The 13,414-nt window shown below is 65.0% G+C and carries 12 protein-coding genes; 6 read left to right on the forward strand and 6 right to left on the reverse strand.

Going from position 1 to position 13,414, the window contains the following annotated elements; all coding sequences use genetic code 11:
* The first annotated feature begins 45 nt into the window (after positions 1 to 45).
* The 3 genes from AB7G19_RS25660 to AB7G19_RS25670 all read left to right on the forward strand — a co-directional run bounded on the left by AB7G19_RS25660 (position 46) and on the right by AB7G19_RS25670 (position 2,586).
* Positions 46 to 390 carry a RidA family protein gene (locus tag AB7G19_RS25660; protein ID WP_018645782.1) on the forward strand — a complete coding sequence of 115 codons (345 nt, stop codon included), beginning with the start codon at positions 46 to 48 and terminating at the stop codon, positions 388 to 390.
* A 61-nt stretch (positions 391 to 451) separates the two neighbouring features.
* The gene (locus AB7G19_RS25665) at positions 452 to 1,480 is read left to right on the forward strand and encodes a succinylglutamate desuccinylase/aspartoacylase family protein (protein ID WP_441268246.1); all 1,029 of its coding nucleotides are present in this window, start codon (positions 452 to 454) and stop codon (positions 1,478 to 1,480) included.
* A gap of 41 nt (positions 1,481 to 1,521) precedes the next feature.
* The gene (locus AB7G19_RS25670; RefSeq protein WP_441268247.1) at positions 1,522 to 2,586 is read left to right on the forward strand and encodes a LacI family DNA-binding transcriptional regulator; all 1,065 of its coding nucleotides are present in this window, start codon (positions 1,522 to 1,524) and stop codon (positions 2,584 to 2,586) included.
* Between the two features lie 9 nt (positions 2,587 to 2,595).
* Here AB7G19_RS25670 and AB7G19_RS25675 read toward each other — a convergent pair whose 3' ends face one another.
* The 3 genes from AB7G19_RS25675 to guaB all read right to left on the reverse strand — a co-directional run bounded on the left by AB7G19_RS25675 (position 2,596) and on the right by guaB (position 5,905).
* Complete coding sequence (locus tag AB7G19_RS25675) at positions 2,596 to 2,892, reverse strand: hypothetical protein (protein WP_085402226.1); 297 nt, start codon at positions 2,890 to 2,892, stop codon at positions 2,596 to 2,598.
* A 243-nt stretch (positions 2,893 to 3,135) separates the two neighbouring features.
* A complete protein-coding gene (locus AB7G19_RS25680; protein ID WP_441268248.1) occupies positions 3,136 to 4,158 on the reverse strand; it encodes an NADP-dependent oxidoreductase in 1,023 nt (340 codons plus the stop codon).
* Between the two features lie 253 nt (positions 4,159 to 4,411).
* On the reverse strand, positions 4,412 to 5,905 hold the full coding sequence (gene guaB / locus AB7G19_RS25685) for an IMP dehydrogenase (RefSeq protein ID WP_028150953.1): 1,494 nt from the start codon (positions 5,903 to 5,905) through the stop codon (positions 4,412 to 4,414).
* Between the two features lie 469 nt (positions 5,906 to 6,374).
* Between guaB and AB7G19_RS25690 the strand changes: the two genes are divergently transcribed.
* From AB7G19_RS25690 to AB7G19_RS25700, 3 genes are all read left to right on the forward strand, one after another.
* Positions 6,375 to 7,865, forward strand: coding sequence for an MFS transporter (locus tag AB7G19_RS25690; protein ID WP_071914852.1), 1,491 nt, complete (start codon positions 6,375 to 6,377; stop codon positions 7,863 to 7,865).
* A 173-nt stretch (positions 7,866 to 8,038) separates the two neighbouring features.
* Positions 8,039 to 8,722 carry a VIT1/CCC1 transporter family protein gene (locus AB7G19_RS25695; RefSeq protein WP_441268249.1) on the forward strand — a complete coding sequence of 228 codons (684 nt, stop codon included), beginning with the start codon at positions 8,039 to 8,041 and terminating at the stop codon, positions 8,720 to 8,722.
* A gap of 83 nt (positions 8,723 to 8,805) precedes the next feature.
* On the forward strand, positions 8,806 to 9,660 hold the full coding sequence (locus AB7G19_RS25700) for a TorF family putative porin (RefSeq protein ID WP_441268250.1): 855 nt from the start codon (positions 8,806 to 8,808) through the stop codon (positions 9,658 to 9,660).
* A 1-nt stretch (position 9,661) separates the two neighbouring features.
* Here AB7G19_RS25700 and AB7G19_RS25705 read toward each other — a convergent pair whose 3' ends face one another.
* From AB7G19_RS25705 to AB7G19_RS25715, 3 genes are all read right to left on the reverse strand, one after another.
* Positions 9,662 to 11,518, reverse strand: coding sequence for a hypothetical protein (locus AB7G19_RS25705; RefSeq protein ID WP_441268251.1), 1,857 nt, complete (start codon positions 11,516 to 11,518; stop codon positions 9,662 to 9,664).
* A 116-nt stretch (positions 11,519 to 11,634) separates the two neighbouring features.
* A complete protein-coding gene (locus AB7G19_RS25710; RefSeq protein ID WP_063983800.1) occupies positions 11,635 to 12,327 on the reverse strand; it encodes an RlmE family RNA methyltransferase in 693 nt (230 codons plus the stop codon).
* 1 nt (position 12,328) lies between these two features.
* A complete protein-coding gene (locus AB7G19_RS25715; RefSeq protein WP_441268252.1) occupies positions 12,329 to 13,402 on the reverse strand; it encodes a Ppx/GppA phosphatase family protein in 1,074 nt (357 codons plus the stop codon).
* Positions 13,403 to 13,414 lie beyond the last annotated feature (12 nt).

The following is a 13,414-nucleotide window of genomic DNA, read 5'->3' on the forward strand; positions in this document are numbered from 1 at the left end:
GCTCCCGCATCATGCGGGAGCCAATCTTCATGAGGAGAATTCGAGATGATCAAACGTTACGTCGTCGGCTCGCGCATGAGCCAGGCCGTCGCCGCCGGCGGTATGGTGCACATTGCCGGCCAGGTCGCTGACGACCGCAAGGCCGGGATCGTGTCGCAGACCCAGCAGGTGCTCGCCAAGATCGACGCGCTGCTGAAGGAAGCCGGCTCCGACCGCTCCAAGCTGATCGCGGTCAACGTCTTCCTGCCTCATATCACCGACTTCGACACCATGAACTCGGTCTACGATGCCTGGATCGATCCGGCCAACCCGCCGGCGCGCGCCTGCGTCGAAGCCCGCCTCGCCGATCCCGACCTGCGCGTCGAGATGACCGCGGTCGCCTTGCTCTAGGGCGCCGCCATCCTTTCAACCTTTGGCCGGCGCCGGCGACGGCGCGGCCGCGAGGCAAGCCATGCATACCGGACTTTTCCACGAGATCGATTTCGAGAAGGACCAGAAATGGTCGGGCCATCTCGGCATTCCCTTCTCGATCGATCGCTCCCCCTACTACCAGCTCAAGATCCCGATCTTCCGGATCAAGAACGGCGCCGGGCCAAAACTGCTTTTGATGGCCGGCAATCACGGCGACGAATATGAGGGCGAGATCGCGCTGACGCGACTGTATCGCCGGCTCGATGCAAAGGACGTCAAAGGCGAGATCACCATCCTGCCCTTCGCCAATTGGCCAGCCGTGATGGCGGCACGCCGCCGCTCGCCGCTCGACGAAGGTAACCTCAACCGCGCCTTCCCCGGCGATGCCGCGGGCACGCCGACGTTCCGGCTTGCGCACTTCCTCGAGCACGAGCTGTTTCCGCGGCACGACGTCGTCTTCGACATCCATTCCGGCGGCACCTCGATGGCGCATGTGCCTTGCGCGCTGATCGAGTGGCAGGGCACGCCCGAGATGTTCGGCCACGCGCTGCGCCTGATGGAGGGGTTGGGGATGCCCTTCGCCTTCGTCGCAGAAAACGGCGCGACCGCTCCGACCTCGATGGCCGCGGCCGCACGCGCCGGCGCGATCGGGCTCTCCGGTGAATTCGGCGGCGGCGGCACCGTCACACCGCAGACCATGGCGCTCACCGCGCGCGCCGTCGATCGGCTGCTGCTCGCACTCGGCCTCGTCCAGGCCCCGGTGCTCGGGCCACATGCGCCGGTCGAGCGCGCCACCGAATTGCTGGCGCTGCAAAGCCATGCGCAGGCGGTGTTCGCGACGCGGCGCGGCTGGTTCGAGCCCGCCGTCATGGTCGGCACGCGCGTTGCGGCCGGCGACGTCGCCGGCTGGTACCATGATTTCGAGCGCCCGGAGCTGCCGGAAGAGGTGCTGCGCTTCCCCGCCGACGGCATCGTGATCTCGCAGCGCCTGCACACCGACAGCCAGAGCGGCGACTGCCTGGTCCAGGTCGGCCGCGCGCTGTCGCGCGACGAACTATCGACGCGCTGAGCTTTGGAGACGCTAACGACTTCGATTACCCTTGGGATTCGATGAGCGATCAGGCAAAGCCAGGTTATGACGACGTTGTGCGTATTCCAGCGCCGCCCGGCCGCGCCAGCGCGAGCGGGCGGCCGCCGCGCATCGAGGAAGTCGCGGAGCGCGCGGGCGTCGCGCCGATCACGGTGTCGCGGGTGTTGCGTCACCCCGAGAAGGTCAATCGCGAGACTCGCGAGCGCATCCTCGAAGTGATCGAGGCGACCGGTTACGCCTCCAACCCGCATGCGCGCGCGCTGCGCTCGGGGCGCTCGAACGTGGTGATGGCCTTCGTCTCCAACATTCTCAGCCAGCAGTTCGGGCTCGCGGTGCGCAGCTTCGCCGCCACGCTGGAGCCGGAAGGCTTCGAGGTGCTGGTCGGCCAGACCTCCTACTCCTATGCCAAGGAAGTCGCGATGATCCAGTCGCTGCGCGGCATCCGCCCCGCAGCAGTGATGTTCACCGGCGTGATCGAGCTCGAGGAGAATCGTGCCGCGCTGCTCGAGCTCGGCATTCCCGTGATCGAGACCTGGGCGTTTCCGCGCGACCCCATCGACATGCTGGTCGGCCTGCCCAATGCGGATGCCGGCGCGATGGCGGCGCGCAGGCTGGCTGAAGCCGGACATCGCCGCGTCGCCTTCATCGGCCGCGGCAGCGGCCGTGGCGCACTGCGCCGCGACGGATTTCGGAACGCGGCGGCACAGCTGGGCCTCGAGATCGTCCACGAGATCGGCGTCGGTGAGATCACGGGACTGGCCGACGGCCGCGCCGCCTTCACCGCCCTGCTCGAACGCGGCGGCGACGTCGATGCGGTGTTCTGCGCCAACGATCTGCTTGCGACCGGCGCGCTGATCGAGGCCCGCGCCCGCGGCCTCTCGGTGCCGCGCGATCTGGCGCTGCTCGGCTTCGGCGACAACGACGTCGCCGATCAGATCACGCCCGGTCTCACCACCATCTCGTTCGATGCGGCGGCCGTGGGACGGATCGCGGGCGAACTGCTTCTGGCGCGGCTATCAGGCACGCCACGCGCCGAACAGCGGCTCGCCGTCGAACTGTTCCTGGTCGAGCGCGGCAGCGTCTGAGGTTGCGGATCAGGCGATGGTCTTGAGATCCTGCTGGATCGCAGCCAGCAGCGATTGCAGCGCATCGCTGTTCACCGGCCTCGCCTCCGCCTTCGCAGGCTGGACCTTGTCAGGCTGCGCAGCTTTGCCTGGACGTTTCGGGAATGGCGGTGGTGGCGCCGGCATCGCGGCTGGCGTGAAATCGCCCTCCTCGTCGACGTGGACGAACTTGCCATGGATGACGTCGTCGCGACGGCCCATGACAAACAGGGTCGCCCAATAGCCGGCAGCCAGAAGGATTACGCTGAAAATACCAATCTCTAACATCGCAGCACCTAAAATATGCGCGATGATTCAATGCCTTCGCCCAGCCGTCAATGAACCGACGGTCACACCTGAGGCTTTTGCGGGCAGGTGTGGCCGATCGGTCACTCTTTGTTAACCATCGATGTCCGGGGTGTGACGCCTTTGCAACTAGGCCTTGCAGCTAGAGCCCCGTTCCGGGGCTCTAGCGTCTCGTTTGGCGCGTTTTCTTCACGCGAACCGGTACCCACTTCGCTCGAAAACGCTTTACGCCTTATCTTGCCCGACCCGCACCAACTGCTTGCCGAAATTGGCGCCCTTCAGGAGCCCCATGAAGGCGCCGGGCGCGCTGTCCAGGCCCTCGGTGACGAACTCCTTGTACTTGACCTTGCCGTCACGGACCCAGCCGGACATGTCGCGCAGGAAGTCGCCATGGCGGTTGGCGAAGTCGGAGACGATGAAGCCGCGGAAGGTCAGCCGCTTGGTCAGCGTCGCGCGCATCATCGCTGCGGCCCATTTCGGCGGCTTGGCCTCGGTGTCGTTGTAATGGGCGATCAGGCCGCAAACCGGCACACGCGCGAACGGATTGAGCAGCGGGAACACCGCCTCGAACACGGCGCCGCCGACGTTCTCGAAATAGACGTCGATGCCCTTCGGGCAGGCAAACTTCAGCTTCGCGGCGAAATCGGTTTCGCGGTGGTCGAGGCAGGCATCAAAGCCGAGCTCCTTCACCACGTAGTCGCACTTGTCCTTGCCGCCGGCGATACCGACTGCACGCGCGCCCTTGATCTTCGCGATTTGCCCGACGGCCGAGCCGACCGCACCGGAGGCACCGGCGACGACGACGGTCTCGCCTTCCTGCGGCTTGCCGATGTCGAGCAGGCCCGTATAGGCGGTCATGCCGGGCATGCCGAGCACGCCGATGGAGGTCGAGATTGGACCGAGCTTCGGATCGACCTTGATCAGGCCCTTGCCGTTCGAGATTGCGTGCGACTGCCAGCCGGTACGGGCTCGAACGATGTCACCCTTGGCGAAATCAGGATTGTTGGAGCCCGCAACCTCGCTGACCGCCTCGCCCTCCATCACGCCGCCGACCGGCACAGGTGCTGCGTAGGACGGACCGTCACTCATGCGCCCGCGCATATAGGGATCGAGCGAGAGCCAGATCGTGCGCAGCAGGACTTCACCCGCGCCAGGCGCCGGAATCGCGAATTCCTCCAGACGAAAATCGGATGGCTTGGGTTCACCGACGGGACGTGCGGCGAGTACGATGCGCTTGGCTTGGGACATGGCTTCCTCCGGATTTTGTTTCGACCCGGACGGAAGCGGAGGGAGCGATGCGCGTCAATACAAAAGCGGTGGCGCGGTTGGTCGCGGAGGCATGCGCTGGCGAGAGGCGGCACGCTCGCGCCACACTCTCGGTGTCATCGCCCGACTTGATCGGGCGATCCAGTATTCCAGAGGCTACGGTGATTGAGCCGAATGGCCGCGGCGTACTGGATGCCCCGGTCAAGCCGGGGCATGACAGCGGTGTGCGGAGCGCCTAACCCGCGCCCGGATAGTTCGGGCTCTCGCGCGTGATCGTGACGTCGTGGACGTGGCTTTCGCGCAGGCCCGCGCCGGTGATGCGGACGAACTGGGCCTTGTCGTGCAGGTCCTTCATGTCCTTTGCGCCGACATAGCCCATCGCGGCGCGCAAGCCGCCGGCGAGCTGGTGCATGACGTTGCCGACCGGGCCCTTGTAGGGCACCTGGCCCTCGATGCCTTCAGGCACGAGCTTGAGCGTGTCCTTGATGTCCTGCTGGAAGTAGCGGTCGGCAGATCCCCGCGCCATCGCGCCGACCGAGCCCATGCCGCGATAGGCCTTGTAGGAACGGCCCTGCCACAAGAACACTTCGCCGGGGGTCTCGTCGGTGCCGGCGAGCAGCGAGCCGACCATGGCGATGTCGGCGCCGGCGGCGAGCGCCTTGGCAAGGTCGCCGGAGAACTTGATGCCGCCGTCGGCAATGACGGGAATGTCGGACTTCTTTGCAGCCTCGACCGCATCCATGATCGCGGTGAGCTGGGGAACGCCGACGCCGGCGACGATGCGCGTGGTGCAGATCGAGCCCGGTCCGATGCCGACCTTGATGCAGTCCGCGCCCGCATCGATCAGCGCCTGCGCGCCCTCGGTGGTGGCGACGTTGCCGGCAACGACCTGGACGGAGTTGGACAGGCGCTTGATGCGATTGACCGCGTGCAGCACGTGGCGGGAATGGCCGTGCGCGGTGTCGACGACGACGAGATCGACGCCGGCATCGATCAGCCGCTCGGTGCGCTCGAAGCCGGTGTCGCCGACGGTGGTGGCGGCGGCGACGCGCAGGCGGCCCTGCGCATCCTTGCAGGCGAGCGGATGGGCGACCGCCTTCTCCATGTCCTTCACGGTGATCAGGCCGACGCAGCGATATTGCTCGTCGACCACGAGCAGCTTCTCGATGCGATGCTGGTGCAGCATCCGCCGCGCCTCGTCCTGGCTGACATTCTCGCGCACGGTGACCAGCCCGTCATGCGTCATCAGCTCGGAGACTTTTTGCCGGCGGTCGGTGGCAAACCGCACGTCGCGGTTGGTGAGGATGCCGACCAGCTTGCCGGGCGTATTCTTGCTCGCACCGGTGACGACGGGAATGCCGGAGATGCCGTGGTCGCTCATCAGCTTGAGCGCATCGTCGAGCGTGGCCTCGGGGCTGATGGTGAGCGGGTTCACCACCATGCCCGACTCGTAGCGCTTGACCTGCCGGACCTGGGCGGCCTGCCCCTCGGGATCGAAATTGCGGTGGATGACGCCGAGGCCGCCGGCCTGCGCCATGGCGATCGCCATGCGGGCTTCGGTGACCGTGTCCATGGCGGAGGCCATGATCGGGATGTTGAGCGGAATGGCGCGGGTGACGCGGGAGCGGATGTCGACCTCGCCCGGCATGACGTCCGACAGGCCCGGCTTCAACAGCACGTCGTCGAACGTAAAGGCTTCGCGAATGCCTTGAAGTTGCACCGTGGCCATCTGCCAACTCCTTCCTGCGGCCCTGCCGCAAATAGCTATGGATGAGCGCCGCCCTCAGCGTGCCTTGCGGCATCGCCGGAGAATCGGAGCCCATCGGTGGGGTTGACGCGGGTCGATAGCACGGCCACGCGACGAATCAAAGCAAATCGCACCGCCGGCCAGCCATGCACAGGCTTTTTAAGTAAATTCGGCGTGGATGGCCGGGTGGCGGCCCCCCTCGTCATTCCCCGGCGCGACGAAGTCGCGAGCCCGGAATCCATCTCGCAGCGGTCTCTGGGGCCCGATGGATTCCGGGCCCGCCAAGGGGCGCGCCGCGGAATGACGAGGGAGCGCGCGCACCCGCCGTCGAGGGTCACACCGTTGTTACGCAGGATTTAGGTGCTATGCGTTGATCCGCAATGGTCCCGGCGGAGCGGCGGTGATAAGCCGCAAGTCCACCTTTCCTTCTGATTTTCATTACCAATCCGTCATGGTCGACAAGCAACGCGTCATCCCGCTGATCGTGGCCACCGCTCTCTTCATGGAGAACATGGATTCGACGGTGATCGCCACCTCGCTGCCGGCGATCGCGGCCGACATCGGCACGAGCCCGCTGACGCTCAAGCTTGCCATCACCTCCTATCTGCTGTCCCTCGCGGTGTTCATCCCGGCGAGCGGCTGGACTGCGGACCGGTTCGGCGCGCGCATGGTGTTCGCGATCGCGGTCGGCGTGTTCATGGTCGGCTCGATCGGCTGCGCACTCTCGACCTCCGTCACCGATTTCGTATTCGCGCGCATCCTTCAGGGCATGGGCGGGGCGATGATGACGCCGGTCGGGCGCCTGGTGCTGCTGCGCTCGGTCGACAAGAGCGCGCTGGTCAACGCGATGGCATGGGTGACGGTCCCTGCCCTCATCGGCCCCGTGATCGGCCCGCCGCTCGGCGGCTTCATCACGACCTATGCGTCATGGCACTGGATCTTCCTGATCAACATTCCGATCGGGCTGCTCGGCATCTTCATGGCCTTGCGCTTCATCGATCCGATCAAGAGCGAGACGCGGGAACCGTTCGATCTTTACGGTATGGTGCTCGCGGGCGTCGGCCTCGCCGGCATCGCGTTCGGTCTGTCCGTCGCCGGGCTCAACCTTCTGCCCTGGAGCACGGTCGCGGCCCTGGTTGTGGGCGGCGCAATCTCGATGACACTGTACGTCCTGCACGCGCGGCGGACAGGTTCGCCGGTGCTGGATTTTTCGCTGCTGAAGCTGCCGACGCTGCGCGCGGCCGTTTTCGGCGGCTTCATGTTCCGGCTCGGCATCGGCGCGCTACCGTTCCTGCTTCCGCTGCTGATGCAGATCGGATTCGGGCTGTCGCCCTTCCATTCCGGCCTCGTCACCTTCGGCTCCTCGCTCGGCGCCATGGGCATGAAGACGCTGGCCGCGCGCATCATCCGCACCTTCGGCTTCCGCAATTTGATGACGGTGAACGCGATCGTCAGCGCGTTCTTCCTCGGCGTCTGCGCACTGTTCACGGTGACGACGCCGCTGCTCATCATCTTGGTGATCCTGGTGGTCGGCGGGTTCTTCCGCTCGCTGGAGTTCACCGCGATCAACACGGTGGCCTATGCCGACGTCGAGACCGCGCAGATGAGCCGCGCCACCACGCTGGTTAGCGTCAACCAGCAGCTCGCGGTCTCCGCCGGCGTCGCGGTCGGCGCGGCCTGCGTGGAAACGACGATGTGGTTCAACCATGTCAGCGAGATCGACGCCACCGTGTTCGCGCCGGCCTTCGTCGTGATCGCACTGACCTCGGCGGCGTCAAGCTGGTTCTTCTGGCAGATGCCCGCCGATGCCGGCCACGAGATCTCCGGCCGCAAGGCGGTGGAGATCGCCAGCCGCAAGGGCGCCGCAAAGAGCGCGGCGACCGCCGCCGTCAAGACGGCGACGGAGGATACGCAGGACGTGCGGGACCAGCGGCTGGGGTAAAGCGCTATCAGGTCCGAGCGACGTCGGTCAGAACCCGACGTCGTAAAATCGTCCACGATGTGGCGGGCACGGGCGGCGTCCGCCGGCCGATCGGCCCAGCACTCGTGCCCAGCCGCCTTGACCTAGCTCAAGGAGCGAAAGCCGGACATGAGCCTCGATGACACCTGCAAACGGTGATCGAAGACCAAGCCATGGCTCTATTGGGACCGGATACTCCGTTCGGGGACGTACTTGATCCGATGGAACGGATCTCGGAGACCTTGTTCGGGCTGATCATGGCCCTCACCTTCATCTGTTCGCTCGGTGTCGCGACCGGGACCAATATCAATATTCAAACAATGCTGATCGGCGCGCTCGGCTGCAATCTCGCATGGGGCATCGTTGACGGCGGTCTTTATCTGCTGGCGCGCATCAATGACCGGGGAGACAAGGTTCTGACCCTCCGCGCGATACGGAAGGCGCCGGATCCCGAAGCAGCGCGCCGCGTCATTGCCGACGCGCTGCCGCCGGAATTGTCGGCCATGCTGCCCGTAGAGCAGTTGGAATCGATGCGGAAACGGCTGCAACAATTGCCTGAGCCGGCTCCCGGTCCAGGGCTGACGAAGCGCGACTGGATCGGAGCGCTCGGCCTTTGCCTGCTGAGCTTCCTGTCGACCTTCCCGGTGGTCATCCCGTTCCTGTTCCTGAGCGACGCCAGACTGGCGCTGCGCGTCTCCTACGCCGTCGCCATCGTGATGCTGTTCTGTTGCGGTTACGTGTTCGGGGTTCGTAGCGGGCTGCGGCCTTCGGTGGCGGGACTTGCGATGGTGGCTGTCGGTAGTACGCTGGTTGGCATCGCGGTCGCTCTGGGAGGATGATCGACTTGCGGCGACACGAAACATCGCTTTGGGGTGCAAGCGGCGCCTTATTTGCCGCGCTGGCCGGATTGTGGCTTGCACCCGTGACCGGCGGTTTGGCGCTGGCCCAATCCCCGGCCGGGGCGCTCGGCCTCGGCAACCGCGGTTGGTCGGCGGCCGACACCACCCACGCAACGCCTGCCGACGAGCTCGAATTCAGCGCTCGCGCGGGGCTTGCATCCGACTACATCTATCGCGGGACCACGCTGTCCGATCATGGCCCCGCAGCCGGCGCCGCCTTCGAGACGAGATGGGGCCCGCTCTACGCCGGCACAACGGTCGCCACCGTCAAGCTGCCGACCCAACCGGCCGCCGAACTCACCTTTGCCGCCGGCGTGCGCCCGCAGATTGCCACGATCGATTTTGATCTTGGGGCGACCTATTTCGCCTATCCCGGTGAAAGACTTCCTGGCGAGACCAACGGCATCAATTATTGGGAGATCGTGGTCCGCGGCGATCGACGCATCGGCGATCAGTTCCGCGTCGCCGGCGGTTACGCCTATTCTCCGAACGTCTCGAACACCGGCGCCTGGAGCCAATATATGGCGGCCGGAGTCGGCTTCGACGTGCCGGAGCGGCTTCTGCTGCAGAACCTGACCGTGTCGTTCACCACCGCCGCCGGCTATTCCTGGTTTGGCAACCAGACCCCGCAACTCGGCGGCTTCCCGCTGCCTGCCTATCTCAGCTGGCAGGCTGGCGTGACGTTCACGCACAAGGCGCTCAACCTCGATCTGCGCTACTACGACACCAATCTGTCGAAGGAAAACTGCTTCGTCTTTACAGGCGATCCAAATGCGCGGCCGGGCGGCCGTGTCAATCCGATCACCAACCCGGACGGCCTGGTCTCGAACTGGTGCGGCGCGACATTCGTCGCCAAGGTCTGGTTTGCGTTCAACTAATTTAGGGAACCACCGTCGGCGGCAATATGCGGTAGAGCACGACACCCAGCCCGAGCGCGTCGCCCGTCAGGACGAGCTTTCCGCTATTGATCGTTCGCTGCAGCAATATCCTCTGCAGGTTGGGATCGGGGTGGGTCGGATCGGAATAGAACTTCGCCAGGTTGCTGGTATTCGCATCGATCAGGTAGCGCTCAATCGTCACGGTCGAGCCGTCGCTGAACGGCAGGTTGTCGACCTCAAGCGAAATCCCCTCCGGCGTCTCGGTCGAAATGTTGTTGCCGAAGACACGTGTCGGATCATAGTTGTAGACCATGATGTTCGCGGTCGAGTTAGCGCCATCCCAGGTCGCGAACGCGTTGAGGTGGGAGCCCGATCCGCCGGTGAGCGCAGCCTGCACGCGCTGGCCTGACATCTTGTTGTACATCTTGAAGAGGTTCGCGACCGGCTTCGGGTAGTAATCGGCCGGCTTGTCGCCGTGCGGCACCTTGTGCAGCAGGCTGGCCTGGCCGAGGAAAGGTGTGATGTTCGGATCCCCCTGGCCGTCGCCGATAATGAGGTACGACCCCATTGATATCTTCTTTTTCACGGCTTCGGACAGGAACGCCGCCGTCCACGCCGCCCCCTTGTGCGAATAATTGACGTCAGTCGCCTCATAGGCCGTAGGGCCCCATTCCGACAGGAACAGTTTAACGTCGGGCATGTTGGCATTGTTCTTCTTCAAGGCGTCCAGCTTGGCCTTGGCCTTGTCGACCAGATTGTCGAAGAACGCGAAACCGCCGGTGCCGTCTGTCGAGCCGTAATAGTGGAACGAAAAACGATCGAGCCGCGCGTTGAATTTTGCCAAGTAAGTGTCTGCCAGCGGATTGAAGGTCTGGTCGAGGAAGACTTCCTCCAGCGTCGGAAGATTCTCCGCCGGATAATAGTTGAAGCTCAGTCCGACCAGGGCCGGCCCGGCCATTTCCAGCGTCTTGCCGTTATAACCCTGGTTGGCGGCGAGTTCGTTTCTGATGTTCACGATCGCCTGCGAGAAGACCTTCTGAACCGGCAAGAGCTGCCTGGGCAGACGGCGCGCATCGAGCCCGTAGGGGTACGACAAGGTCGGATCTTCGGCCTTGGACATCACGTGGGTCTGCAGCGGGGTCCACTGCTTGAGGACATACTTGGCCGGATCCATCCACCACAGCCAACGGCCCCATGACCCCAATGGCTTGAGCCTGTAGGCGGAAGGATTGGTGTCGCTCCAGTTCTCCGGGGCTGAATCGGCGATATCGGCCTCGTTGCTGACCTCGAAGATGACGGATGACGCCCCGCCGTCGAACGATTTCTTCGCGATATATCGCACGAGAGCGTTGGCGTATTTCTGGAAAAGTGCCGGAGCCGGCCCGTTCCGATTCCAACTCTCGCCAGGTCCGTATTGCACCAGGCGCGGCGGCATGAAGGCCGCGACCGCCACGTGAGGCGAGAGCCCGCGACCCAGGGCCCACTCAAGATGCCAGGCCAGAGGCTGGCAGTCGCCCGGATGGAAAACGCCGTCCTGCGTGTACCCGAACACATCGCCGGTCTGATCGACATCGCAATAGACATCGCTGAGCAGCAGGCGCGTCCGCTTCATGCCGGTATCGGTGATGATCTGGTTGAACTGGTCGAGGGCCTGTTCGGACGGGCTGTTCGCGCTCTGGTAGATCTTCTTGAGATCACCGAGATCATCGTTACCGCTGAGGCCGATATTGTAAGGCCTCTGGGTGCTGACCGTGATCGACGTCCCTGCACGCGACGTCGTCGCCGAAGCAAAGCCGAGCGACGCCAACGCCAGAAAGGAGACCGAGGCAAGGGACAGGCGATGCTTGCAAACGCGCAAGCGTTGTCGATGAAGGCACGGCATGGATTGATCTCACCCGCAGGAATTGCAGATGATGAATCTATCAGCTCAAGATGTTATCGATGTGAATGTCATGCTGATGTGAGCGTGACACGTCAGCCCGGGTCCGGCTGCCCGCCGCGAAACCCCGTTGCCAGCACATAGCGCTCCGACGAATCCTGCCGGCTCGCAGCCGGCTTCACATGCCGCACCGTCGCGAAATCGCGCTTGAGCTGGGCGAGCAGATCGGCGTCGGCGCCGCTCTGGAACGTCTTGGCCAGGAATGCCCCGCCCGGTTTCAGCACGTCGCAGGCGAACGCGGCCGCTGTCTCGATCAGGCCGACGATGCGGAGCTGGTCGGTCTTGCGGTGGCCGGTGGTGTTGGCGGCCATGTCGGACATCACGATGTCGGCGCCGCCCCCGAGCATCGCAGTGAGCTTCGCGGGTGCGTCGTTGTCCATGAAGTCGAGCTGCGCGAAGTCGACGCCGGCAATCTCGGGCATGTCCAACAGGTCGATCGCGACGACCTTGCCCTTGCCGTCGACCGAGCCGACGCGCTTGGCGGCGATCTGGCTCCAGCCGCCCGGCGCAGCGCCGAGATCGACCACGGCCATGCCGTGTTTCAGCAGGCGGTATTTGTCGTCGATCTCGAGCAGCTTGAATGCCGCACGCGAACGATAGCCGAGCGCCTTCGCCTTGACGACATAGGGATCGTTGAGCTGCCGCTCCAGCCACAGCTTCGACGACAATTTGCGCTTGCCGCCGGTCTTGACCTGGACGTGCAAGCGGCCGGTGGTGTCCTTGGCCATCTCACCAGCTCCTGAGTGCGCCGTCCTCGCGCATCATCTCGACCAGCATGCCTTCGCGCAGGCCCCGGTCGGCGACGCGCAGGCGCGGCAACGGAAAGGCGCGGCGGATAGCATCGAGGATGGCGCAGCCGGCCAGCACGAGATCGGCGCGCTCGACGCTGATGCAGCTGTTGTTGGCGCGTTCCTCATAGCTCATGCCGAGCAGCTTGCTGATGGTCGCGGTGATGTCGGAATCGTTCATCCAGATGCTGTCGATGCGGCGGCGGTCGTAGCGCGCGAGGTTGAGATGGATGCCGGCGAGCGTCGTCACCGTGCCCGAGGTGCCGAGCAGGTGCATGTCGGCGAGATCGCCGCCGTGCGCTTCGGCGAACGGTGCGACGTGGTTGGCGACCTCCTGCTCCATCGCGGCATAGATTTCCGGCGTGACGTCACGGCCGCCGAACTGCTCGGCCAGCGTCACGACGCCGAGCGGGATCGACATCCAGGCCTTGATGCGCGGTTCCGGATTTTGCGGATCGCGCTCGATCCGCACCAGTTCGGTCGAGCCGCCGCCGATGTCGAACAGGATCGCGCCCCGGCCCCGGGGGTCGACCAGCGGCGCGCAGCCGAGCACGGCGAGCGAGGCCTCGGTCTCGCGGTCGATTACCTCAAGCTCGATGCCGGTCTCGGCCGCGACGCGGCTGCGGAAACCTTCCGCATTCGAGGCGGCCCGGCAGGCTTCGGTCGCGATCAGCCGCAGCCGCTTGGCTTTGCGCAGATTGATCTTGTCGCGGCAGATGCTGAGCGCGACGACGGCGCGCTCGATCGCAGCCTCGCTGATGCAGCCGGTCGCCGAGACGCCCTCGCCGAGCCGGATGATGCGCGAGAAGGAATCGACCACGCGAAAGCCGTCGCTAGTCGGACAAGCGATCAGGAGCCTGCAATTGTTGGTGCCGAGGTCCAGCGCCGCATAGACGCCGGTTCCCGGCGCTTGCGCGGCGACGGCCGGTTCGGGGGCCAACGCCACCGCCGCCATCGACCCCTCCAGCCCACCGTGCGGCGCATGGCCGTCGCGGAGCCGCGTGTGGTCATTCATACAAATTGTCTT

It is taken from the genome of Bradyrhizobium sp. 215_C5_N1_1 (genome assembly GCF_052075935.1).
Classification (GTDB): Bacteria; Pseudomonadota; Alphaproteobacteria; order Rhizobiales; family Xanthobacteraceae; genus Bradyrhizobium; species Bradyrhizobium barranii.